The sequence below is a fragment of the Solwaraspora sp. WMMB762 genome (assembly GCF_049179115.1).
Lineage (GTDB): Bacteria > Actinomycetota > Actinomycetes > Mycobacteriales > Micromonosporaceae > Micromonospora_E.
On sequence record NZ_JBMHMD010000001.1, the window covers coordinates 71,050 to 92,561 of the forward strand.

Consider the following 21,512-nt stretch of genomic DNA (forward strand, 5'->3'; position numbering starts at 1 on the left):
TCAATTGGGCGGCAGTAACGACGGGCGGCGGCGGGCGGCCAGGTCCTCGACCCAGCCGAGGGCCAGCACCACGCCGATCAGCAGCACGGTGCCGACGCCGAGGATGGCCGCCTTGCCGGTGTCGAGGCCGGTCAGAGTGAGCAGCCCACTGGCGGCGTACAGCACCGGCAGATGCCAGACGTAGATGGTCACCGCGCGGGCGTTGATCATGCGGATCAGCCGGGCCAGCCACGGCACCTGCGCCAGCCAGTCCAGCCGGGGCCGGGCCCGCATCAGCAGCAGCACCACTGCCCAGCCCCACACCAGCGCGCCGAGCCGGTCGTCCTCGCCCCGCTCGGCCAGCCACATCATGGCGCCGAGCGCCAGCGCGCCGACGCCGAGCGCGTACCACCTCAGCGGGACCCGGTCCAGCAGCCCGGTGTGCCGGGCGTAGCCGATCAGCCAGCAGGTGCCGTACGCGGCCATCGACCAGACCACGTCGGTGACCGGGTTGACCGACAGGTCGACCAGCGGGGAGGAGAGCAGTACCGCGAGTGCGGGCAGGGTGAGCAGCGCGCCGACCGGCCAGCGGCGGAACGCCCACCACAGCGGCGGGGAGAGCAGCACCAGCCACAGGTAGGCGCGGATGTACCAGAGTCCGAGGGAGAACGGCCCGCCCCACTCGCTGTTCGGCGGGTTCCTCAGCGGCACCACCCACCAGGTCACGTCCAGCAGGCTGGGCCGCCAGCCGACCAGGACCATCAGCGGTACGGCGACCGCGGCGAGCGCCCACAGCGGTGGCAGCAGCCGGCGCAGCCGCGAGCCGACGACCCGCAGCGGCGCTCCCCGGTCCAGTGACACGGCAGTCAGGTAGCCGGCCAGCGCGAACATCACCGGCATCGCCGGGAACGCCAGCGGCAGCCAGGTCAGCCAGAGGGTGTGCAGCAGGTAGACCCGCAGGATCGCCAACGCCCGCAGCGCGTCGATGTACGGGCTGCGCTCGCGTGTCGGGCGCGGCGAGGCCACCTGGGTAGGCGCCTCCTGCTCGCTGTCGTGCAGGGGCGGACTGACACGCATGGCGGCCGAAACTATCCGGGGTAGCTGGGTGTTTCCGCAACGTACGGTTGCGGTGCAGCAACAAGCCGGTTAATGGCCGGCTGCGTCTCGTGCCGTACCGACGACCGGCGGTGCGGGGGTATCCGCTCGGACACCCCCGCACCAGCTACTCCGGACGACTCACCGGGTACGACCTACCGCTGCCGCACCGTCAACTCCACCGGCACCGTCGGCACCGGGTACGGGGTCAGTGCCCGCAGCGCCAACGTGGCGGTGTAGCGGCCGGGCCCGTCGACCCCGGTCGCGGCGTCAGCGGTGAACCGCAACGTGACGGCCTTCGACGCGCCCGGCGCCAACGTGAAGCTGGCCGGGCGTACCCGCAGCCAGGGCACCTCGGCCTGCGGCGCGCAGCCGTCCGCCCCGGACCACCGGGAGATCGACGGCAGGGCCGCCCACTGCGGCGACATGCCGCCGATCGCCAAACCGCCGCAGGCCCCGGCACCCCGGGACGCGGCCTGCCCGGTCGGGGCAAGCTCCTGCCAGGCGTCGGCCACCGGGTCGTACCCGATGGTCTGATCGGTGATCTCCCCGGCGGAGAGCATGCCGCCGGCCAGCACCAGGCGGCCGGCGGCCACCGAGTACGCCGCGCCGGTCACGTGCTCCGGCATGGCCGCGCGAGCCGACCAGCGGTCGGTGTCCGGGTCGTAGGCGAGGGTGTCTGCGTATTCGCCGTCGTGGCTGTACCCGCCCGCGCAGTAGATCCGCAGGTCGATCGCCCCGCAGGCATGCCACGCCACCTCGTGCGGGTAGTCGGCGCGGGCCCGGAACGTGCCGGTCACCGGGTCGAACGCCAGCACGTCGGCCGACGCCCGGCACAGGTCGTCCCGGCAGCCGCCGACCAGGTAGATCAGCCCTTCGACGACCACCGCCGCGGCCGCTGCCCGGGGCGCCGGGTTGGTCACCCCGGCGAGGGTCTGCCACTCCCCGGTCGCCGGGTCGAACACCTCGACCGCCGACTGTGGCCGGAACTCGGTGTCCCAGCCGCCGAACACGTACACCTTGCCGTTGACCGCCGCCACCGCCGGCTTGCCCCGGTCGCGGGGCAGGTCCGGCAGCCGCTGCCAGGAGTCGGCGGCCAGGTCGTAGGCCCACGCCTGCCGGGTGGTGCCCAGGTGGGTGCCGCCGCCGATCGAGTAGACGATGCCGTCGAGCACCACGGCGGCGTTGTCGGACAGCCCGTCCGGCGCGTCGGCCAACCGCTGCCACGGCGGCTGCCCCGACAGCGGCGGCGTGGCCGACGCAGCCGGCCGCTCCAGCACCGTCACCGTCACCGGGGCGGTCCCGGTGTTGCGGACGGTGAACTCGCCGCTGCCGCTGCCGCCGTCCGGCAGCTCCGCCCCGACCGGCGCGCCGCTGACCGCCAACTGCCCGCTGCGCAGGTCGAAGTCGACCCGCCGGGTGCCGCCGGCGATCACCGACGCGGTCCGCTTCCGCTGCTGGTACGGCGCCGCCTCGGCGACGAACGACCGCTGCTGCCCGGCCCCGCTGGCGAAGAACCAGTAGAACCCGTCCGGCACCGTCTCGTCGGCGGGGGTGGCCGTCGACGTGCCGTACTCGTCCGGCCGCTGCGGGTCGGCGACCCGCGCCCCGACCACCGGCGCCCCGGTGTTCGCGTCGCTGGTGAATCCGGCGATCAGCCCGCCGTCGACCGGCGTGCAGGTGCGGTCGACGATCGCCACGTCGTCGACCTGCCACCACCAGCTGTACCCGCCCCGGTAGCGGAACCGGACCTGCACCTGGTCGGCACCGGCCACCGGTGCCAGCGGAATCTCCACCAACTGCGGCCCGCGTACGCTCTCGGTCACCTGGCTGACGTTGACCCATTCGGTGCCGTCGGTGGAGACGTCGATCGCGGCGACGTCGCCGTTGCCGGCGATTCGCGCGTCGGTGCGGAACCGCAGCACCGGTGCCGCGGTCTGGGGCGGCGCCTATCTGGGCGACCGGGCCGCGCTGCACGCCACGGTGAAGCGACTGCGGCGCAAGCTCGCGGCGCTGCCGAACGGGCCACGGGTACGCACCGTCCGAGGCGTCGGCTACCACCTGGTGCCCGGGTAACCGGCTTCTGGAGTCAGCGCGCGCGTCCGCCGGCCGGTAGCTTGCAGAGCGGTTCGCCGGAGGCGATGTCGTCGAGCGCGTCGTGCAGTTCGGCGATGCGGCGCTCCGCCTCGGCGACGAGCGCCCGGGTGAGCCCCTGCCAGTCGGCCTCGGTCGGGCTGGCCGGCAGGGCGGCGAACAGCGCGACGATCTCCTGCACGCTGAGCCCGACCCGTTGGGCCACCCGGCAGATCCGCACCACGCACGGGGCGAACTCGTCGTAGCGGCGCTGGTTGCCGCTGGTGCGGACCGAGGTCAGCAGCCCCTGACGTTCGTAGAACCGGACGGCCGAGGTCGCCACGCCGCTGGCTGCCGCGACCTCACCCACGCTCAGGGTCGCCGGGGAGACGGTCGCGTTGGCCATGGGACACATCGTCGCTTGACTTCAACCATTGTTCAAGTTTTAGCGTTGACGGCATGGAAACGGACAACGTCACCGTCCCGAGCGGACCGCTGCGGGTCGGCGTGATCGCCGGCAGCACCCGCCCCACCCGGCGGTCACCCGCCATCGCCCAATGGGTGGCAACGGACATCAGCCAGCCGGAGCTCCGCCTGGAGGTGGTCGACCTGGCCAGCTTCGACCTGCCGATGCTCGGCGAACCCCGCGCCGCCGTCTTCGGCACCTACGAGCACGAGACCACCCGCCGTTGGGCTGCCGCGATCGCCAGCTACCAGGCGTACGTCATGGTCGTCCCCGAGTACAACGCCTCCTTCCCGGGCGTGCTGAAAAACGCCCTCGATCACCTGTACGCCGAGTGGACCGACAAGCCGGTGGCCTTCGTCGGCTACGGCATCACCGGCGGCGGCCGAGCCGTGGCGCAGCTACGTCAGGTGGCCGAGGAGCTGCGGATGCGGCCAGTGGGAACGTCGCTGCACCTCTCGCCGCAGCAGGTTGCCGACGGCCGGTACGCGGCCAGGGCTGGCGACGTCGAGACCCACGCCCGGATGCTGGCCGAGTTGGCCGGGGGACTCAGCGTCGGGCCTGCCCCTGCCGCTGAGGGAAGCATCCGATGAGCGCCGTGGCACCGACTGAGGTCGTCGACTGGCTGTCCACGCACGCGCGACCGATGCGGCCGTACGGCGACACTCCGTGGTGGGACGTCGTGACCGGCATCGCCGACGACCTGCTGCCGCGCCGGGCAGACCGCGAGGCGGCCGATACGCCGACGGTCATCGGGCTCGCGCCGACGACCAGGGAGAGCGCCGAGGTCAGCGAGCTGCAGGTCGACCTGCTCCAGGCGTTGGTGACCCGAGGCGTGCGTACCGTCGTCCTGCAGGACACCACCGAGATCGGTGCACGACTCGATCACTGGGCCAGGGCCGGAGACCGGTCGACGAACGGTCCCGAGGCGATACTCGCCGACGCCTGGGGGCCGTGGCGCACCGAGTCGCTGCGCCGCGCGCTGATCTGGTTACGTGCCCACAACGCCACCCACCCGGCGGACCAGGTGGAGATCCGCGGGATCACCCGCCCCACGGCGGAGCCCGCCGACTACGACCGGGTCCTCGCCCTGACGGCGGGCACCCGCGACCACGAGCGGATATCGGCGCTGCTGGCGACGATCCGGGTCGCGCACGACGGTGGCGAACACGTCGAACGCGCCCACGGCAGGTGGACCGGCGAGCCCTTCGTCGACCTGGCCCGGCAGGCCCGTAGCGTGACGGCGGCCGTGCTCGACCCCGGCTCCGACGCCGCGACCCGTGCGCTCGCGGCGCTCGACCGCATCGTACGGTTCCACGCCGCCTCACTCAGCCGGGGCCGCAGCGGCGACGACGAGACGACTGCGGCAGACCAGTTGGTCGAACACCTGCGGACCAGCGGCCGGCGAGCCGTCGTCTGGGACGGGATCGGTCACCTGTCCGCCCGGGGGACCGGCTTCGGTTCCCGACTCCGCCAGCACCTCGGGACGGGCTACCGCTGCCTGCTGACCACCTTCGGCTCCGGCCGCATCCGGGGCTTCCACCTGCCGACACCCCGTCCCGGCAGCCTGGACCAGACCCTCGATCACGTCGCGACCAGGCTGGGCGCGGGTTACGCGGTCGACCTGACCGCAGCGCCGAAACCCGACGCGGTACGGCGGTGGCTGGCCGGTCGGCACGCCGTACGCCTCATCTCCGGCATGTACCGCCCCGACGAGGACGAGCGACACTACTCCGCGCTCGACGACCTCGGTCGATCCGTGGACGTCCTTCTGCTCCTGCCGCAGATCAGCCCGGTCAGGTACATCGAGGATCCAAAGCCGTATGCCTGATCCGGGTCAGATCACCCGCGTGGCGATCATTCGGGCACAGTCCAGCGACTCCAGGTGGCTGGTGTCCACCTCGATGTCGTACTCGACTCCCTGATGGACTATCTCGGCCTGCAAGGCTGCCATCCCGACCACCCGGTCACCACGGGCGATCTCTCGCGCCGCCGAGATGTCCGCAGCACACCGCACCCCGACCCACAGTACGGTCAGGCCGTCCAGATATCGACGCGCCTGCTCCTGGGAAACGCTGCCGCCGAGGAAGACCTCGTCGATGATGACGTGTGCCCCGGCTTTCGCCATCGCCGCGACGCCCACCCGCCAGGCGTGCTGCATCTCGTCGAAGCCGTCGCCGAGGATGATCTCACCCTGCGCGCCGAACGTCACCATGGTCGGCGGTAGCCGCTCGATCAGGTCGTCGATGCCGAAGCTGATCCACGGGCCGGGCAGCAGGTGCTTAAGGCACCGGACGATCCCGGACTTGCCGGAGCTGGATCCGCCGTTGAGCACGATGACCTGCGTCGCCATGTGATCGGTCACCTTCTCCGTGGGTGCGGGTACCGCGTTCGACTCTATCGAGGGTCCGACCAGCCGGCCCGGCATGGGTGCATACGGTGTGCCAACCTGAAGGCGTTGCTCGACGAAGCAGGGGGAGTCAGCGTGCTGCTACGAGACGTACGGCCCGATGATGTCCACGCGTACGTCCGGATGCGCTGCGACCCGGTGATGATGGCCGACCTCGGCGGGCCACTGCCGGTCGACGGCATCGCGGCCAAGGTCGAGCGGGACGTCCAGTCGGCGGCCGCCGACACCCAGTGGATCAAGATGATCGTGCCGGACGCGGCCGACCCGACCACGGTCGCCGGTTCGGTGGCTCTGTGGACCCATGACCTCGACGACGGGCCGGTGTCCGAGATCGGGTGGATGGTGCTGCCCGAGTTCCAGGGCCGAGGGCTTGCCAGGTGGGCGGCCGGTACGCTGCTGCGCCGGGCTGCCGCCGACGGCCGTTGGGGCAGCGTGCACGCGTACCCGGCGGTGACCAACGTCGCGTCGAACGGTGTCTGCCGAAGCCTCGGATTCACGTTGCTTGGCGAGACCAGCGTGCCGTTCGCCGACCGCGTCATCCGGTCGCACCATTGGGTGATCGACCCCCGCGCTGACCTGGTTGACTGAGTCGCCACCTTGGCGCCGTCGATCTTTCCAGGTCCGGCAGGAAGCACCGAAGGGTCAGCCTTCCTGCGGTCCGGGTAGGAGGTATCTGGCCTTGTGCCGGTGGGCGGCTTTGATCATCTCGGTCACTTCGATGGGTTCGCCGTCGGTGGTGTAGATGATGCGGAACTGGCGCAGCACGGGCATGTCGTCGGGCATCTGTAGGGCGATGAACTCGTCGATGGTGGGCATGGTGGCTTCGACGTCGTCGACGGCTGGTCCGGCGTGCTTGCCGAGTTCGGCGAGCACCCAAAGGGATCCGCCTTTGATCAGGCGGTGCTCGGCGAGCGAGGTGCCATGCGCGAGGTCGGTGCGGTAGTAGTTGGTAACCAGTTCGGCCGGGGTGTCGTCGAGCAGGAGTAGCAGCCGCCGACGGATGACGCGGGCGTCGGGTTCGAGGTCGTACGCCGCAGCGACCGCGACCGGCGGTGTCACCTCGTCGACGGAGAGCAGGCGGCTGGTCTTGCGGCGGCCGTGACTTGCGATCTCACTGATCCACGGGTACGGATTGGCGCTGCTGGTCTGGCCCGGGTAGTGGTTCGCTTCGACCACGATCGGCTGGTTGGCAGTGACGAACACGCCGACCCCGGACTCGCCACGGACGAATCCTTGCTTCTTGAGGATGGCGAGTGCGCGTTGGGTGGTGAGGTTGGAGACGCCGTACCGCTCGCAGAGCTGGGCCGTGGAGGGCACCTTGTCGCCGGGCTTGAACTCGCCGGTGAGGATCTGTCGGCGGAGATCGGCCGCGATCTGGCGCTGGCGGTCGCGTACGTCATTGGCGGCGGCGGGGTCGGGTTCGTTGGTCATGCGGGTGGGACCTGCATCTGGTAGGTGTGGCCGGTGGAGCGGCTGGTCACGGTGCGCATGACGGCGTACTCGACGGGTTGGCCGGTGGCGGCGCGGCTGATGCGGGTGAGGACGAGGAGTGGTTCGTCGGCGGCGATGTCGAGGAGTTCCTGTTCGTGGTCGGTCGGCCGTCGGGCGGTGACGTGTTCGGTGACCTGGTGGGGTGCGAGGTTGAGGTCGGCGAGGACCCGTACCGCGCCGCCTTTGATCTTGCGGTTGTCGGCGAGTGGGGTGCCGGCGACGATGGGCTCCGGGTAGAAGGAGTCGGCGAGTTCGACGGGCCGATCGTCTTCCAGGATGAGGCGGCGGCGGACGACGGCTCGTTCGCCGGCGGCGAGTCCGAGTGCGCGTCTGACCTGTGTGTCCGCGTCGACGGTCTCGACGCCGAGTAGCTGTTGGGTGCCGACGCGTCCCCGGCCGGCGGCCTCGGCGGACCACGCGTCGTCCTGCTGCGCGACGAGGTACGGGTCTGAGCTGCTGGTCCAGCCTTGGTCTGTCATGGTTGCCTCCGGTTGCTGCCTCCGATCATGGTGCCGGATGCGTGGCGGCTTGGCTCACTGACCGTACTTGGGTGGGGAACCTTGTTGGCCAACGCCACTTGCATCCTTATCACAATCATTATAAGCTCTGCTTACTTGAGGTTCCTGCGCTGGTCAGTCGGCCAAGGATCCCGGCCCCCACGGATCACGGATGTTGAATCGAGGGCACTGGTGACCCCAGTGCTCTTGCCCGCTGTGCCTGAATTCGGCCCTGTACCTGCTGCGGACCTCTCAACAGTCCTCCCTGCGAAGGAGAAGCTCTTGAGTCCGACGAACTGGCGAGACGTCAAAGCCAAGGCGCGGGCGGCCGACCCTGAGTGGGACAGCCCTGACCGCGTTGCCCAACGCGCCGCGATGCGTCAGCAGATGCTGGCTTCCGTGAGCGGTGCCCAGCTCGCCGAGATTCGAAAGCAGCTGGGCCTCACCCAGGTACAGCTGGCCGAGGCTGCGGGTCTGTCGCAAGCGCGCATCAGCCAGATCGAGAACGGTGAGGCCACGAACCTCGAGTCACTGAGAGCCTACGTCACGGGCCTTGGCGGGCACCTCGACATAGTTGCGCGAATCGGGAACGTCCGCTTGGACGTCGCGTAGTCCAGAAACCCGGGTGGCACCACCACCCTGCCTCGACGGAGGACGCCTACGGGATCGACGGCCGGGCCGATGGCGGTCGCCACCGGCCCGTTCACCGCATCGATGTGCGCCTGCGTTCTCGTCGATTCCGCAGAGAGCAGGTGCTCAGGCACCGCCGGGGTTGAGGGTAACGGTCAGCGGGGTGAAGTCGGCCCCGGTGACGTCGATGCCGTCCGCCTCCGCCGCTTCGAGCGCCTGGGTGATGTAGTCGTTGGTGTAGGCCAGCCCCTCCGGCTCGGCGGTCAGCACCGTCTGGCCGTCCTGGTTCTTCGTGGCCAACGACAACTCGACCGTACGGGCCCAGTCGGCCTCGTCGATCAGCCCGATCCCGCCGGTCGACGGCCAGATCAGCTTGTTGACCTCGTTGACCTGCCACAGTTGGTGGCTCGCGCCCAGCGTCGACCCGGCCGCCACCGACAGATCCCGGCACTCCTCCGGATTGTCCCGGCAGTACGCCCAGCCCTTGATCGTGCCGGTGAGGAACTTGACCGTCTGCTCCTGGTACGCCGGGTCGTCGAGTTTGGTGGTGTCGGCCCAGATGGCGTCCTGCAGCATCGCCGTGCCGACGGAGTTCCAGTCGAGCACGGTGAAGTCCTCCGGCGTGTACAGCTCACCGGTGTCCGGGTTCTCCGCCTCCAGCAGTTGCGCGTACTCGTTGTAGCTCATCGCCTGGGCGGCGTCGATGTCGCCGCGCAGCAGCGCCTGCATGTCGAACTGCTGCTGCACCAGGGTCACATCCGACCCCGGGTCCAGCCCGGCCTGGGTCATCGCGGCGAACAGTTCGAACTCGTTGCCGAAGCCCCAGTTGCCGACCTTCTTGCCGCGCAGGTCCGCCGGCCCGCTGATGCCGGAGTCGGCGAACGCCACCTGGTAGGTGCCGGAGCGGGCGAAGATCTGCCCGACGTCGGTGATCTGCGCCCCCTGCTCCCGGGAGGCGAGTGCCTTCGGCACCCAGGCGATGGCGTAGTCGGCCTGGCCCTGGGCGAGCACCGTCTGCGGGACGATGTCCACCCCGCCTTCGAGCAGCTCGACGTCGAGCCCTTCCTCTTCGTAGAAGCCTTTCTCGACGGCGGCGATGTAGCCGGCGAACTGGGCCTGGAAGAACCACTGCAACTGGACCTTCACCGTGGTGGTGCCGTCGGTGGCACCGCCACCGGCGTCCGGTTCCTCGTCCGCCGTACCGCAGGCGCTGATCAGCAGCGCGGCGCCCGTCAATGCCGCCGCGGCGGCCAACCGTCTTCTCATCTTCGTGTTCCTCCTGGTCGCGATGATGGAGCGGGGGACTGCGGCGCGCGGACGGGAGCGCCAGGGGAAGCAGAGGTCACGGGGTCTGGCCGGTGCGCCACGGCATCGCGAGGCGTTCCAGAGCCAGGGTCGCCAGGTAGAAGACCAGGCCGAGCAGACAGGCGCCGACCACGAAGGCCCAGGCCCGGGGGTACGCGGTGAGCGACGCCGCCGAGGTGATCCGCGCCCCCAGCCCGTCCTGCAGCCCGCCGAAGTACTCGGCGACCACGGCCGCGATTACCGCCAGCGACGACGCCTGCCGCAGCCCGGTGAAGACGAACGGCAGCGCACCGGGCAGCCGGACCAGCCGGGCGAAGGTCCAGCCGCCGGCGGCGTAGCTGGCCATCAGTTCGCGGTGGATCGGCTGCACCTGACGCAGCCCGCGCAGCGTGTTGACGAAGACCGGGAAGAACGCGACCAGCCCGACCACGATCCGCCGGGGCACACTGCTCGCCGCGTCGAACATGTTGTTGAGCACCGGGGCGAGCGCGATGATCGGCAGCGCGTTGACCAGCGCCGCCAGCGGCACCGACACCTCGCTGAGCAGCCGCAGCCGGCTGACCGCCAACGCCACCAGCACCCCGAGTGCCGCCCCGGCGAGCAGTCCGATCAGCGCGTTGGTGCCGCTGGCCAGCCCGGCGGACAGCACCACCGTACGGCTGGCCCAGAACTGTTCGGCGATCGCCGACGGCGACGGCAGCACGTACGAGGCGACCCGGCCCAGCCGTACCGTCGCTTCCCACAGCGCCAGCCCGACGAGCCCGACGGCGACCGGCGGCCCGGCCGCCCGCAGCGACCTCACGTCGCTGCCGGCTCGGTGGCCGCAGCGCCGCTGCCGCGCAGTGCCCGGCGGACCTCGGTGACGGCGGCGAAGAACTCCGCCGACTGCCGGGTCTGCTCGGTGCGCGCACCGAGGTCGACGTCGACGATGGCGGTGATCCGCCCCGGCCGGGCCGACATCACCACCACCCGGTCGGACAGGTACACCGCCTCGGAGATCGAGTGGGTGACGAAGACGGTGCTGGTCGCGGTGCGCGCGCAGATGCCGAGCAGCTCGTCCTGCAGGCGTTCGCGGGTCATTTCGTCGAGCGCACCGAACGGTTCGTCCATCAACAGCAACGGCGGGTGTACGGCGAGCGCCCGCGCGATCGCCACCCGCTGCTGCATGCCGCCGGAGAGCTGAGCCGGGTAGTGGCCGGCGAAGTCGGCGAGCCCGACGAGGGCCAGCATCTCGTCGACCCGGGTCCGGCGCTGTGCCCGCCGCACCCCGCGCAGCTCCAGCGGCAGCTCCACGTTGCGCCGCATCGTCCGCCAGTCGAACAGACCGGCCTGCTGGAAGGCGATGCCGTACTCCTGGTCGAGTCTGGCCTGTCGGGCGGCCTTGCCGTTGACGGTGACCGTGCCGGCGGTCGGGGTGATCAGGTCGGCGATCAGCCGTAGCAGGGTGCTCTTGCCGCAGCCGGACGGCCCGATCAGCGACACGAACTCGCCCCGGCCGATGGTCAGCTCCACCCCGGTCAGCGCGGTGACCGCGTCGGCCCGGCCGGCGTTGAAGACCTTGTCGACCCCGGTGATCTCGACGGCGAATGCACTGCTCATCCGGTCACCGCCACCCGCCGCTGGTGCCGGGTCAGCCCCAGCTCCAGCAGGGTCACCGTGGCGGCGACGACCAGGCCGAGGGCGGCGGCGCCGAGGATCGCCGCGTACACCTTCGCCGGGGCGCTGGTGGCCTGCCGGGAATATTCCAGGATCAGCCGGCCGATGCCGCCCCGGGTGCCGGTGGAGATCTCCCCGACGACCGCGCCGACCACGGCGGCGGCCCCGGCCAGCCGCAGCGCCGGGAACAGGTACGGCAGCGCGGCCGGAGCGCGCAGCTTCCACAGGGTGCGCCACCAGCCGGCGGCGTAGCTGCGCATCAGCTCGACCCCGGCGGCCGGCGGCGACTGCAGGCCGCGCAGCATGCCGACGGCGACCGGGAAGAATGCCAGGTACGCGGCGATCACCGCCACCGACATCCACGGCTGCCACGGGTAGGCGCCGATGGACAGCCGCCCGCCCCAGCCGGCGATCACCGGGGCGAGGGCGACCAGCGGCACGGTCTGCGACAGCACCACGTACGGCAGAAGTCCCCGTTCGACGATCCGCAGCCGCTGCATCGCCACCGCCAGGACCAGCCCGACCAGGGTGCCGGCGGCGAACCCGACGCCGGTCACCCCGAGGGTGAACAGGCAGGCGTCGACGACCACCCGCCAGACCGGCTGCCCGGCGGCGACGTCGACGGCGCCGAGGCCGGCGACGACGTCGGCCAGGTGCGGCATGGCGGCGTCGTCGGCGCGCGGCAGCAGCGGTACGCCGAACAGGTCCGTACCGTCCGGGTCGCCGACCAGTTTGTAGCCTTCCCAGGCTGCGGCGGCGAGGGCGAGCGCGGCCAGCGCGGCCCCGGCGACGCTGGCCCGGCGCGCCCAGCCGCTGGTCGAGCCGCTGGTCGAGCCGCTGGTCAAGACGCGACCACCTGGCGGTACGCGGGGATGATCTGCTCACCGTACGCGGCCAGGGTTTCCTGCTTGGCGTCGTGTTGCAGGTAGACGGCGAACTGGTCGACGCCGAGGTCACGCAGCTCGGCGAGGCGGCGCAGATGTTCGTCGACCGGCCCGAGCAGGCAGAACCGGTCGACGATCTCGTCGGGCACGAAGTCGGCGTGGGTGTTGCCGGCCCGGCCGTGTTCGGCGTAGTCGTAACCCTGGCGGCCGGCGATGTAGTCGGTGAGCACCGTCGGCACCGCGCTGCCGTCGCCGCCGTAGCGGGCGACGATGTCGGCTATGTGGTTGCCGACCATGCCGCCGAACCAGCGGGTCTGTTCCCGCTGATGGGCCAGGTCGTCGCCGACGTAGGCGGGGGCGGCGACGCAGAAGGTGACCGCGTCCGGGTCGCGGCCGGCGCGTTCCGCCGCCGTGCGGACCGCGCCGATCATCCAGGCCGCGATGTCCGGGTCGGCGAGCTGCAGGATGTAGCCGTCGCCGACCTCACCGGCCAGGGCGAGCGCTTTCGGCCCGTACGCGGCGACCCACACCTCCGGTGCCCCGTCACTGACCCACGGCAGGGTGATGTCGCGGTCGCGGTAGCGCACGGTCCGCCCGGCGGCCAGGTCGCGGATGACGGTGACGCATTCGCGCAGCTCGGCGAGGGTGGTGGGGCGGGCGCCGAGGACCCGGACCGCCGAGTCGCCCCGGCCGATGCCGCAGACCGTACGGTTGCCGTACATCTCGTTGAGGGTGGCGAACGTCGACGCGGTGACGGTCCAGTCCCGGGTGCTCGGGTTGGTCACCATCGGCCCGACCATCACCGACGAGGTGGCGGCGAGGATCTGGCTGTAGATGACGAACGGCTCCTGCCACAGTACGTGCGAGTCGAACGTCCACACATGGCTGAAGCCGGCCTGCTCGGCCTGCTGGGCCAGCGACACCAGCTCCCGGCCAGGCGGGTCACACTGGAACACGACGCCGAAGTCCATGCTCGCCTCCTTTACAGCAGGTAGTCCGACAGGCCGCGGCGCAGGTAGCGGCCGTGGCCGGCGCGCCCGTGGTACGCCCCGTCGCCGCTGACCAGGACGGTGCCGCGCGACAGTACGGTGTCGACCTTGCCGGTGATCTCAAACCCTTCGTACGCCGAGTGGTCCATGTTCATGTGGTGGGTGGCCGCCGAGATGGTGGTCCGCCCGGCCGGGTCGTAGACGACGATGTCGGCGTCGGAGCCGGGGGCGATGACGCCCTTGCGGGGGTAGAGGCCGAACATCCGGGCCGGGGTGGTGGCGATCGTCTCCACCCAGCGGGCCAGGGACAGTTTGCCGTCGACGACGCCCTGGTAGACCAGGTCGACGCGGTGTTCGACGCCGCCGATCCCGTTGGGGATCTTGGAGAAGTCGCCGAGGCCGAGTTCCTTCTGGTCCTTGAAGCAGAACGGGCAGTGGTCGGTGGAGACCACCGCCAGGTCGTTGGTGCGTAGGCCACGCCACAGGTCGGCGCGGTGGGGTTCGTGCTTGCTGCGCAGCGGGGTCGAGCAGACCCATTTGGCGCCTTCGAAACCGGGCGCGCCGAGCTGGTCCTCCAGGGTCAGGTAGAGGTACTGCGGGCAGGTCTCGGCGAAGACGTTGCGGCCGGCGTCGCGGGCGGTCGCGACGGCGGCGAGGGCTTCGCTGGCGGACAGGTGCACGATGTAGAGCGGGCAGTCGACGGCGACCCCGGCCAGGGCGATGGCCCGGCTGGTCGCCTCGGCCTCCAACGCGGCCGGTCGGGTCAACCCGTGGTGGATCGGGTCGGTCTCACCGCGGGCCAGGGTCTGGCCGATGAGGACGTCGATCGCGATGCCGTTCTCGGCGTGCATCATGATCATCGCGCCGTTGTCGCGGGCCTTCTGCATCGCCCGCAGGATCTGGCCGTCGTCGCTGTAGAACACCCCCGGGTACGCCATGAACAGCTTGAAGCTGGTGATCCCCTCGGTGGCGACCAGGGAATCCATCGCCTTGAGCGACTCGTCGTCCACCCCGCCGATGATCATGTGGAAGCCGTAGTCGACGTGGCAGTTGCCCTCGGCCTTGGCGTGCCAGGCGGCCAGCCCGTCGCCGACCACCTCACCGGCGCGCTGCACCGCGAAGTCGACGATCGTGGTGGTGCCGCCGAAGGCGGCGGCCTTCGTACCGGTGTCGAAGGTGTCACTGGCGAACGTGCCGCCGAACGGCAGCTCCATGTGGGTGTGCACGTCGACGCCGCCGGGGATGACGTACTTGCCACTGGCGTCGAGGACGTCGACGCCGTCGGCGGGCCCGGTGCCGGGGGCGAAGATCGCGGCGATCGTCTCGCCGTCGACGAGCACGTCGGCGGCGTACGGTCCGGTCGGTCCGACGACGGTGCCGCCGGTGATCAGCAGACTCATGGCTTCCTCCGCCGGGTCAGGGTTGAACCAGGTCGCCGTAGGCGTCCGGGCGGCGGTCGCGGTAGAAGGCCCAGCGGTTGCGGACCGTCTCGATCAGGTCGAGGTCGAGGTCGCGGACGATCAGCTCCGGCTGGTACGGGTCCCCGGTGTCGCCGACGAACTTGCCTTCCGGGTCGACGAAGTAGGAGGTGCCGTAGAAGTCGTTGTCGCCGTAGTCGGCTTCGACGCCGACCCGGTTGATCGCGGCGATGAAGTACTCGTTGGCCACGGCCGCCGCCGGCTGCTCCAGCTTCCACAGATATGACGACAGGCTGCGGCTGGTCGCCGACGGGTTGAACACGATCTGCGCGCCGGCCAGGCCCAGCGCCCGCCAGCCTTCGGGGAAGTGCCGGTCGTAGCAGATGTAGACGCCGATCCGCCCGACGGCGGTGTCGAAGACCGGGTAGCCGAGGTTGCCGGGGCGGAAGTAGAACTTCTCCCAGAAGCCTTTGACGTTGGGGATGTGGGTCTTGCGGAACTTACCCAGGTAGCTGCCGTCGGCGTCGATCACAGCGGCGGTGTTGTAGAGGAGCCCGGCCTGCTCGCGTTCGTACATCGGCAGCACCATCACCATGTTGTGCTCGGCGGCGAGGGCGGCGAACCGTTCGGTGGTCGGCCCGGGGATCGACTCGGCGTAGGCGTAGTACTCGCTCTCCTGCACCTGGCAGAAGTACGGCCCGTAGAACAACTCCTGGAAGCAGATCACCTTCGCGCCCTGGGCGGCGGCCTGCCGGACGTACTCCTCGTGCGCTTTGATCATGGATTCCTTGTCGCCTGTCCACGTGGTCTGGACGATGGCGGCGCGGACGACTCCTGGCATGGCTGATCCTCCCTGCGCTACCGGCTTCCGGCGCGGTCGGGTCCACTCCGGAGCACATGGCTGGTCCGGATGACCGGCGGTGACCTGGTGCTTCCCGGCCTCGGGAAGCTACGACTGTATCGACGCCGACGGTCGCAGACAATCATGCCCGTGTTACCTACTGTTTCCAACGTGTAATGTGGTCAACCTCCCTCGACCGATGTCGATCTTGCTGGAAATGCGACGGCGGCGGTGCGGTGTCGCGGATCCGCGACACCGCACCGCCGCCGTCAGTTTGACCGTCAGGGTCAGGTCGTCAGGTCAGGAGGCCGTGCAGGCCACCGAGGGGGTGCCGCCGGCGGTCGAGCCGATGAAGCCGAAGTTGGTGCTGGCTCCGGCGGCGAGGCTGCCGTTGTAGCTGACGTTGCGGGCGGTCACCGTCGAGCCGCTGGCCGAGACGGTGGCGTTCCACGCCTGCTGCACGGTCTGCCCACTGGGGTAGTTCAGCGTCACCGTCCAGCCACTGATCGCCGACGAGCCGGCGGTCACCCGTACGTCGCCCTGGAAGCCACCGGACCAGGTCGAGGCGACGCTGTAGGTGGCGGTGCAGCCGGCCGAACTGGGCGGCGGCGTGGTCGGCGGTGGGGTCGTCGGCGGAGCGGTGGTCGGTGGCGGCGTGGTCGGTGGGGCGGTGGTCGGCGGCGGGTTGCTGCCGCCGAAGTTCACGTCGCTGCAGAAGTAGTAGGACTGGTCGAAGTGACTGGCCTGCCAGATGGTGTAGACCATGTGCCGGCCGGAGCGTCCGGGGGCGGTCGCCGGGATGTCGATCTGCACCCCGTCGGGGGCGCTCTGCCACTGCGACGCTGGCGTGTTGCCAATCTGGGCGACGAGCTCCAGGTCGCCCCAGCCCAGTGCCTGGGTGATCGGGTTGAAGCCCTGCCGGGTCACGTACACCCGGATGTAGTCGGCACCGTGGCTGGCCCCGTCGAACAGTCGGACGTTGAACGAGTTGTTGATTGACGTGGCCTGCCAGTTGCCGATGGTGTCCATCGCGTTGTAGCGGCCGTTCTGGGTGCGTCCGGCGCTGCAGAGCTGACCGTCCGGAATGGCGCCCTGGTGGTTGCCGCCGACGCCTTCGCGGAAGAGGCCGTTCCAGTTCCACATGGCTTGGGGGTCTGCTTGCCAGGCCTGGTAACACATCGGGTCCTCGGTGGCCATTTCCGGCGCCATGTGGCGGTCGCCCCAGCGCTCGAAGCAGCCGTACGTGCGGGACGCGGGGCTGACGACCGAACCGTGCGCCGAGGCGACGTTGGCCAGCGCCGTGGTCAGTAGCAACCCGGCGGTGACGGCGACGACCAGGGCGTACAGCCCCAGCGGTCGGCGACCGGCGGTGGTGAGAGTGGGCATTACGGACTCCAACATCGGTTGGTGCGCGCCGGAGCGGCGCGTTAGGAAAGCACGGATGATTGCCCGCAAGGGGCGCGTGGCCGTCGCTACTCAGTACGGTCCTGCGGAGAGTTGCCCTGCTCCCCGCCGTAGCTGTCGGCTCCCGAAGTCGTCCCACCCGAGGATCACATCGAAACTGATCTTTGTCAATGGGGCTTCGTGGAGCCCTGCCGGTTGCTGGCGGCAGGGACGGTCGGTGGTGCGGACCGCCCGTCCCTGCCGCCGATTCGAATCAGAGGCCGATCTTGCCGGTGCCGGCGCCGTTGGTGACGACGGACTTGACCTGACTCGCGGTGGTCAGCGTGTAGCCGTACGGGATGCCCGCCGTGCTGCCTGCCGACTGCGGGCTACCGGAGTTGACGAAGTGGTTGTTGCGCTGCACGAGGTCGCCGGGGTCCGAGGCGGCGTAGCCGACCAGGGTCGGGTCGTCGACGTTCTCGAAGTAGTTGCCCTCGACGAGGACACCGGCATCCATAGTGGAGGCCACGCCGTACTCGTTGTTGTAGTAGTAGTTGTTGAACACGTGCACGGGGTTGCCGAACCGGACCCGCGGATGACGGGTGCCGGAGCCGTCGAACCAGTTGTGGTGGTAGGTGACGCGCAGGTGGCCGACGTCCTGGCCGGCGTTGCTGTCGGAGTGGCCGAGGAGCATGGACTTGTCGTGGCCGAAGACGCGGTTCCAGGAGACGGTGATGAAGTCGGAGCCGCGTTTGATGTCGACGGCGCCGTCGTAGCCGTTGGTGAAGTTGTTGTGGTCGATCCAGATGTTGGTGGCGGATTCCTGGACGTTGATGGCGTCGTCGTTCCAGTTGCGGAAGTTGATGTTGCGGATGATGACGTTGCGGTCGCCGTTGATGTTGAGGCCGCAGCCGGAGATGGTGGCGGAGTTGCCGGCGCCGAGGATGGTTTTGTTGGAGCGGACGCGGAGCATGCCGGAGCAGTTGATGGTGCCGGAGACGCGGATGACGGCGGCGGTGGAGGAGCCGACGGCTGATTCGAGGGCGGCGGCGGTGGTGACGGTGGTGGTGCCGGCGTTGCCGCCGCCGGTGGTGCCGCCGTTGTGGGTGGCCCAGCCGACGATGCCGGTCGGGGTCGGACCCGGCGGTGGCGTGGTCGGGTCGGGGTTGCCGCCGCCGACGGTGTTCAGCTGCCACTGCTGGTTCCAGCCGTTGAGGTCGCTGTACCCGGCGAGGTAGCCGCCGTCGGCGGTGGACCACTCCCAGACGTCGATCACCTTGTTGCTGTGCCGGTTGACGAAGCGGACGTATCCGCTGTCGGAGTCGGCGAGGCGGAAGTGCTGGCGGGTGGTGCCGTTGTCGGAGTTCTGCACCAGCCGGGTGCCGTCGTTGGCGTCGGGTAGTTCGAGGTACTTGCCACTGTGCACGGAGCGGATCTTGTAGTAGCCGCTGCCAGCGTCGACGAACCGCCACTGCTGGACGGCCTGGTCGTTGCGGGCCCACTGGCGGATCTCGGCGCCATCGTTGGTAGCCCAGTTGTAGACGTCCATCGCCTTGTTGCTGTGCCGGTTGACGAACACGTAGGTGGCGTTGGTGTCGACGGTGGCGGCCGACGCGGTGGTGACGCCGATCGCGCCGATGGCGGCGGCGGTGATCGCGGCGGTGGCGCCGGCGAGGATCGCCATCCGTCGGCGTTGGCGGGTGCCGCCGGGGGCGGCGGTGCTTCTGGTCATCTTGTGCGATACCTCCGGGGACGGACCACGGCAGGTCTGCCATGGCAGGAGAAAGCGCTTTCCTCGCAGGGTATTGACATGCACCGATCAAGTCAACACGTCCGCCGGCCGGGTGATTCTCGGCGCAACCGCCTGCACCCCGGCGGCCCAGCCGGGAAGCTCGCTTCGTAGCGGACGACGGAGGTGGCGGATTGTCAGCGACCACGGAGGCCTTCTTCGCCGGTCTCGACGAACGCGCTCCCCGGATACCGCCGACGATCGACGGCACGGTGCGGTTCGACGTGCGGTACCGCGACCACACCGAGCAGTGGCTGCTGCGCTTCGCAGCCGGCGGCGTACAGGCCGAACGGGCCGGTGCCGACGCGGACTGCGTCGCCGTCATCGACGGCCCGCTGTTCGAGCGGTTGCTGCGCGGCGAGGACCGGCTGCCCGCGGCGTTCGTCCGGTACGCGATCACCATCGAAGGCGACTTCACCAAGGTGCCGGCGTTCGAGTGGCTGCTGCCCGACACCGTCGGTGCCCGTCACCCCCGGCAGCTGGCCGAGGGCTGGGGGAGGTCCCGGTGAGGAACCTGAACTACACCAGCATCCTCGACGGCATGATGTTCATGATCAGCGACGGTCGAGGGGACATCCTGCCGTCTGCTGAACTGCCGACCGGACTCTTCGCGTTCGACATGCGGGTGCTCTCCACCTGGGACCTCACCGTCAACGGCGAACGGCTCACCGCCCTGTCCGTCGACGACCTGCAGTACTTCGAGTCGCGGTACTTCCTGGTGCCCGGCGAACCGACCCACTACGTGGACGCGAATCTCTCGGTGATCCGGCAGCGGTCGGTCGGCGGCGGCCTGTTCCTGGAGCAGCTCACCGTCCTCAACCACCAGGAAGTGCCGGTCGACCTCCGGATTCGTCTCGACATCGGCACCGACTTCGCGGACATCACCGAAATCGCCGACGTACAGAAGAAGGGCAAGCTCTCGGTCGCCGTCGAGGACGGCACGCTGCACCTGCTCTACCAGCGGGACAACCAGCGACGTGAGGTGGTGGTCTGCAGCAGCGCCGACGCCGCCATCGACGACCACGGCATGACCTTCGAGATCCAGGTCGGTCCGCACGACGCCTGGAACACCACATTCCAGGTGGTGCTCTGGAGCCGGGGAGCCGAAGGGCGGGACATCCGGGAGGCGGTGCCCACCTACGACACCCCTGCCAAGGTGGAGATGGGCAAGGCGCTCGACGAATGGCTGGCCGACGCGCCGACCCTCACCTGCGACTCGGCGAGCCTCGACCAGGCGTACCGCCGCAGCCTCACCGACCTGGCCGCACTGCGGTTCCGGGGAAACACCCGGGGCGAGATGATCTTCGCCGCCGGGCTGCCCTGGCTGATGGGCAACTTCGGCCGGGACGGGCTCATCACCTGTCTGCAGGCACTGCCGTTCGCCCCGCAGCTCACCCCCGGTGTGCTGCACACCCTCGCCGACGCGCAGGGCAGCCGGCTCGACGACTTCGCCGAGGAGGAACCGGGCAAGATCCTGCAGGAGTTCCGGTACGGCGAACGCGCCGGCTACGAGGAAATCGCCGCCTGCCCCTACTACGGCGGCGCCGACACCACCCCGCTGTTCGTCGTCCTGCTCGACGAGTACGAACGGTGGACCGGCGACGCGGACCTGGTCCGGGAACTCGAGTTCCATGCCCGGCTCGCCCTGGACTGGATCGACGCGTACGGCGACATCATGGGCGACGGATACATCTGGTACGCCTGCCGCAACGAACGCCTCGGGGTGCGCAACCAGGGGTGGAAGGACTCCGCCGACGCCATCTCCTACAGCGACGGCCGGCTGCCGGTCGGCCCCCGGGCAACCTGCGAACTGCAGGGCTACGCCTACGACGCGAAACGGCGCGGCGCCCGGCTGGCCCGCCGCTTCTGGGGCGACGCGGCGTACGCCGACCGACTGGAACGCGAGGCGGCCGAGCTCAAGCGTCGGTTCAACCAGGAATTCTGGATCCCCGACGGCAGGTACTACGCGCTCGGCATGGACGCCGACGGCAACCTGATCGACGCCTGCGCCTCCAACATGGGGCACCTGCTGTGGAGCGGCATCGCCGATCGGGACAAGGCCCGGCACGTCGTCGACCACCTGATGAGCCGGCGATTGTTCTCCGGTTGGGGCATCCGTACCCTCGCCGAGGGCGACGGGCGGTACAGCCCGGTCGGCTACCACAACGGCACGATCTGGCCGTTCGACAACTCGCTCATCGCCCTCGGAATGCGTCGCTACGGCTTCGACGAGGAGGCGGCCAAGGTCGCCGGAGCGATGATCGAGGCCGCGCAGTTCTTCGACGGCCGGCTGCCCGGCGCGTTCACCGGATACGACCGGGCGTTGACCAAGTACCCGGTGCAGTTTCCAGCTGCCTGCAGCCCGCACGCCTGGTCGGCCGGGGCGGTACTGATGTTCCTGCGCTCCATGCTCGGCCTGAACCCTAAGGGTGAACACCTGATCGTCCGCCCGCACCTACCGCGCGACATCGGCCGGATCGAGCTGCTGGACATTCCCGGCCGCTGGGGCCTGGTCGACGCGTTCGGCCGCGGGCACTGACCCGCGCGGGCACTGACCCATCGGTCACTCACGGTCGCCGGCGGCGCGGCGGGGGAGTAGCCGAGCCGGC

21 protein-coding genes and 1 pseudogene are annotated in these 21,512 nt (G+C 70.0%); 7 read left to right on the plus strand and 15 right to left on the minus strand.

The genetic code is table 11. The features are described 5' to 3' along the window. Entirely contained in the window at window positions 1-1,056 is a 1,056-nt protein-coding gene (locus ACN27J_RS00365) for an acyltransferase family protein (protein ID WP_421362149.1), read from the minus strand. A gap of 173 nt (window positions 1,057-1,229) precedes the next feature. After that, on the minus strand, window positions 1,230-2,996 hold the full coding sequence (locus ACN27J_RS00370; RefSeq protein ID WP_421372061.1) for a Kelch repeat-containing protein: 1,767 nt from the start codon (window positions 2,994-2,996) through the stop codon (window positions 1,230-1,232). Between the two features lies 1 nt (window position 2,997). On the opposite strand from ACN27J_RS00370, the pseudogene ACN27J_RS00375 reads away from it, so the two are divergent. Continuing rightward, window positions 2,998-3,150 (plus strand): annotated as a pseudogene (locus ACN27J_RS00375) (helix-turn-helix domain-containing protein); the annotation flags it as partial. Window positions 3,151-3,163: 13 nt separating this feature from the next. Here the strand turns inward: ACN27J_RS00375 and ACN27J_RS00380 are convergent. Further along, complete coding sequence (locus tag ACN27J_RS00380; RefSeq protein ID WP_421362150.1) at window positions 3,164-3,553, minus strand: MerR family DNA-binding transcriptional regulator; 390 nt, start codon at window positions 3,551-3,553, stop codon at window positions 3,164-3,166. A 53-nt stretch (window positions 3,554-3,606) separates the two neighbouring features. Between ACN27J_RS00380 and ACN27J_RS00385 the strand changes: the two genes are divergently transcribed. Further along, a complete protein-coding gene (locus ACN27J_RS00385) occupies window positions 3,607-4,203 on the plus strand; it encodes an NADPH-dependent FMN reductase (RefSeq protein ID WP_421362151.1) in 597 nt (198 codons plus the stop codon). Beyond that, the gene (locus ACN27J_RS00390; RefSeq protein WP_421362153.1) at window positions 4,200-5,441 is read left to right on the plus strand and encodes an erythromycin esterase family protein; all 1,242 of its coding nucleotides are present in this window, start codon (window positions 4,200-4,202) and stop codon (window positions 5,439-5,441) included. Before ACN27J_RS00385 ends, ACN27J_RS00390 begins: the two co-directional genes overlap by 4 nt. A gap of 6 nt (window positions 5,442-5,447) precedes the next feature. Here ACN27J_RS00390 and ACN27J_RS00395 read toward each other — a convergent pair whose 3' ends face one another. Further along, the gene (locus tag ACN27J_RS00395) at window positions 5,448-5,963 is read right to left on the minus strand and encodes a chloramphenicol phosphotransferase CPT family protein (protein ID WP_421362154.1); all 516 of its coding nucleotides are present in this window, start codon (window positions 5,961-5,963) and stop codon (window positions 5,448-5,450) included. Between the two features lie 132 nt (window positions 5,964-6,095). Between ACN27J_RS00395 and ACN27J_RS00400 the strand changes: the two genes are divergently transcribed. Continuing rightward, window positions 6,096-6,608, plus strand: a complete 513-nt coding sequence (locus ACN27J_RS00400; protein WP_421362155.1) for a GNAT family N-acetyltransferase — start codon at window positions 6,096-6,098, stop codon at window positions 6,606-6,608. A gap of 54 nt (window positions 6,609-6,662) precedes the next feature. Here ACN27J_RS00400 and ACN27J_RS00405 read toward each other — a convergent pair whose 3' ends face one another. Then, window positions 6,663-7,451 carry a GntR family transcriptional regulator gene (locus ACN27J_RS00405; protein ID WP_421362156.1) on the minus strand — a complete coding sequence of 263 codons (789 nt, stop codon included), beginning with the start codon at window positions 7,449-7,451 and terminating at the stop codon, window positions 6,663-6,665. Next, window positions 7,448-7,990 (minus strand): GntR family transcriptional regulator, encoded by a 543-nt coding sequence (locus tag ACN27J_RS00410; protein ID WP_421362158.1) that lies wholly within the window; start codon window positions 7,988-7,990, stop codon window positions 7,448-7,450. The genes ACN27J_RS00405 and ACN27J_RS00410 overlap by 4 nt, the downstream gene beginning before the upstream one ends. A 300-nt stretch (window positions 7,991-8,290) precedes the next feature. On the opposite strand from ACN27J_RS00410, the gene ACN27J_RS00415 reads away from it, so the two are divergent. Continuing rightward, window positions 8,291-8,620 (plus strand): helix-turn-helix domain-containing protein, encoded by a 330-nt coding sequence (locus ACN27J_RS00415; RefSeq protein ID WP_282230112.1) that lies wholly within the window; start codon window positions 8,291-8,293, stop codon window positions 8,618-8,620. A gap of 144 nt (window positions 8,621-8,764) precedes the next feature. On the opposite strand, the gene ACN27J_RS00420 is transcribed toward ACN27J_RS00415, so the two are convergent. The 9 genes from ACN27J_RS00420 to ACN27J_RS00460 all read right to left on the minus strand — a co-directional run bounded on the left by ACN27J_RS00420 (window position 8,765) and on the right by ACN27J_RS00460 (window position 18,846). Next, window positions 8,765-9,904 (minus strand): ABC transporter substrate-binding protein, encoded by a 1,140-nt coding sequence (locus ACN27J_RS00420; protein ID WP_421362160.1) that lies wholly within the window; start codon window positions 9,902-9,904, stop codon window positions 8,765-8,767. A 76-nt stretch (window positions 9,905-9,980) separates the two neighbouring features. Further along, window positions 9,981-10,745 (minus strand): ABC transporter permease, encoded by a 765-nt coding sequence (locus tag ACN27J_RS00425; protein ID WP_421362163.1) that lies wholly within the window; start codon window positions 10,743-10,745, stop codon window positions 9,981-9,983. Next, window positions 10,742-11,542, minus strand: coding sequence for an ABC transporter ATP-binding protein (locus tag ACN27J_RS00430; RefSeq protein WP_421362166.1), 801 nt, complete (start codon window positions 11,540-11,542; stop codon window positions 10,742-10,744). Before ACN27J_RS00430 ends, ACN27J_RS00425 begins: the two co-directional genes overlap by 4 nt. After that, window positions 11,539-12,444, minus strand: coding sequence for an ABC transporter permease (locus tag ACN27J_RS00435; protein ID WP_421362168.1), 906 nt, complete (start codon window positions 12,442-12,444; stop codon window positions 11,539-11,541). The genes ACN27J_RS00430 and ACN27J_RS00435 overlap by 4 nt, the downstream gene beginning before the upstream one ends. Then, window positions 12,441-13,454 carry a TIGR03842 family LLM class F420-dependent oxidoreductase gene (locus ACN27J_RS00440; protein WP_421362170.1) on the minus strand — a complete coding sequence of 338 codons (1,014 nt, stop codon included), beginning with the start codon at window positions 13,452-13,454 and terminating at the stop codon, window positions 12,441-12,443. The genes ACN27J_RS00435 and ACN27J_RS00440 overlap by 4 nt, the downstream gene beginning before the upstream one ends. A gap of 11 nt (window positions 13,455-13,465) precedes the next feature. After that, window positions 13,466-14,872, minus strand: coding sequence for a dihydropyrimidinase (hydA, locus tag ACN27J_RS00445; RefSeq protein ID WP_421362173.1), 1,407 nt, complete (start codon window positions 14,870-14,872; stop codon window positions 13,466-13,468). A 16-nt stretch (window positions 14,873-14,888) separates the two neighbouring features. Next, complete coding sequence (locus ACN27J_RS00450; protein ID WP_278168285.1) at window positions 14,889-15,731, minus strand: nitrilase-related carbon-nitrogen hydrolase; 843 nt, start codon at window positions 15,729-15,731, stop codon at window positions 14,889-14,891. Between the two features lie 300 nt (window positions 15,732-16,031). Beyond that, entirely contained in the window at window positions 16,032-17,117 is a 1,086-nt protein-coding gene (locus tag ACN27J_RS00455; RefSeq protein ID WP_421362176.1) for a lytic polysaccharide monooxygenase auxiliary activity family 9 protein, read from the minus strand. A gap of 271 nt (window positions 17,118-17,388) precedes the next feature. Further along, a complete protein-coding gene (locus ACN27J_RS00460) occupies window positions 17,389-18,846 on the minus strand; it encodes an RICIN domain-containing protein (RefSeq protein WP_421362178.1) in 1,458 nt (485 codons plus the stop codon). Window positions 18,847-19,037: 191 nt separating this feature from the next. Here ACN27J_RS00460 and ACN27J_RS00465 point away from each other — a divergent pair, with 191 nt between their 5' ends. Together ACN27J_RS00465 and ACN27J_RS00470 are read left to right on the plus strand one after the other, a co-directional pair. After that, window positions 19,038-19,412 (plus strand): SCP2 sterol-binding domain-containing protein, encoded by a 375-nt coding sequence (locus ACN27J_RS00465; RefSeq protein WP_421362180.1) that lies wholly within the window; start codon window positions 19,038-19,040, stop codon window positions 19,410-19,412. Between the two features lie 32 nt (window positions 19,413-19,444). Then, the gene (locus ACN27J_RS00470) at window positions 19,445-21,442 is read left to right on the plus strand and encodes a glycogen debranching N-terminal domain-containing protein (protein ID WP_421372062.1); all 1,998 of its coding nucleotides are present in this window, start codon (window positions 19,445-19,447) and stop codon (window positions 21,440-21,442) included. The last annotated feature ends 70 nt before the right edge of the window (window positions 21,443-21,512 follow it).

Bases quoted from the DNA above. Each gene is read 5' to 3' on its own strand.
- ACN27J_RS00365 (WP_421362149.1), bottom strand. From the start codon at position 1,056: ATGCGTGTCAGTCCGCCCCTGCACGACAGCGAGCAGGAGGCGCCTACC.
- ACN27J_RS00380 (WP_421362150.1), bottom strand. From the start codon at position 3,553: ATGGCCAACGCGACCGTCTCCCCGGCGACCCTGAGCGTGGGTGAGGTC.
- ACN27J_RS00385 (WP_421362151.1), top strand. From the start codon at position 3,607: ATGGAAACGGACAACGTCACCGTCCCGAGCGGACCGCTGCGGGTCGGC.
- ACN27J_RS00390 (WP_421362153.1), top strand. From the start codon at position 4,200: ATGAGCGCCGTGGCACCGACTGAGGTCGTCGACTGGCTGTCCACGCAC.
- ACN27J_RS00395 (WP_421362154.1), bottom strand. From the start codon at position 5,963: ATGGCGACGCAGGTCATCGTGCTCAACGGCGGATCCAGCTCCGGCAAG.
- ACN27J_RS00405 (WP_421362156.1), bottom strand. From the start codon at position 7,451: ATGACCAACGAACCCGACCCCGCCGCCGCCAATGACGTACGCGACCGC.
- ACN27J_RS00410 (WP_421362158.1), bottom strand. From the start codon at position 7,990: ATGACAGACCAAGGCTGGACCAGCAGCTCAGACCCGTACCTCGTCGCG.
- ACN27J_RS00420 (WP_421362160.1), bottom strand. From the start codon at position 9,904: ATGAGAAGACGGTTGGCCGCCGCGGCGGCATTGACGGGCGCCGCGCTG.
- ACN27J_RS00430 (WP_421362166.1), bottom strand. From the start codon at position 11,542: ATGAGCAGTGCATTCGCCGTCGAGATCACCGGGGTCGACAAGGTCTTC.
- ACN27J_RS00440 (WP_421362170.1), bottom strand. From the start codon at position 13,454: ATGGACTTCGGCGTCGTGTTCCAGTGTGACCCGCCTGGCCGGGAGCTG.
- hydA (WP_421362173.1), bottom strand. From the start codon at position 14,872: ATGAGTCTGCTGATCACCGGCGGCACCGTCGTCGGACCGACCGGACCG.
- ACN27J_RS00450 (WP_278168285.1), bottom strand. From the start codon at position 15,731: ATGCCAGGAGTCGTCCGCGCCGCCATCGTCCAGACCACGTGGACAGGC.
- ACN27J_RS00455 (WP_421362176.1), bottom strand. From the start codon at position 17,117: ATGCCCACTCTCACCACCGCCGGTCGCCGACCGCTGGGGCTGTACGCC.
- ACN27J_RS00460 (WP_421362178.1), bottom strand. From the start codon at position 18,846: ATGACCAGAAGCACCGCCGCCCCCGGCGGCACCCGCCAACGCCGACGG.
- ACN27J_RS00470 (WP_421372062.1), top strand. From the start codon at position 19,445: ATGATGTTCATGATCAGCGACGGTCGAGGGGACATCCTGCCGTCTGCT.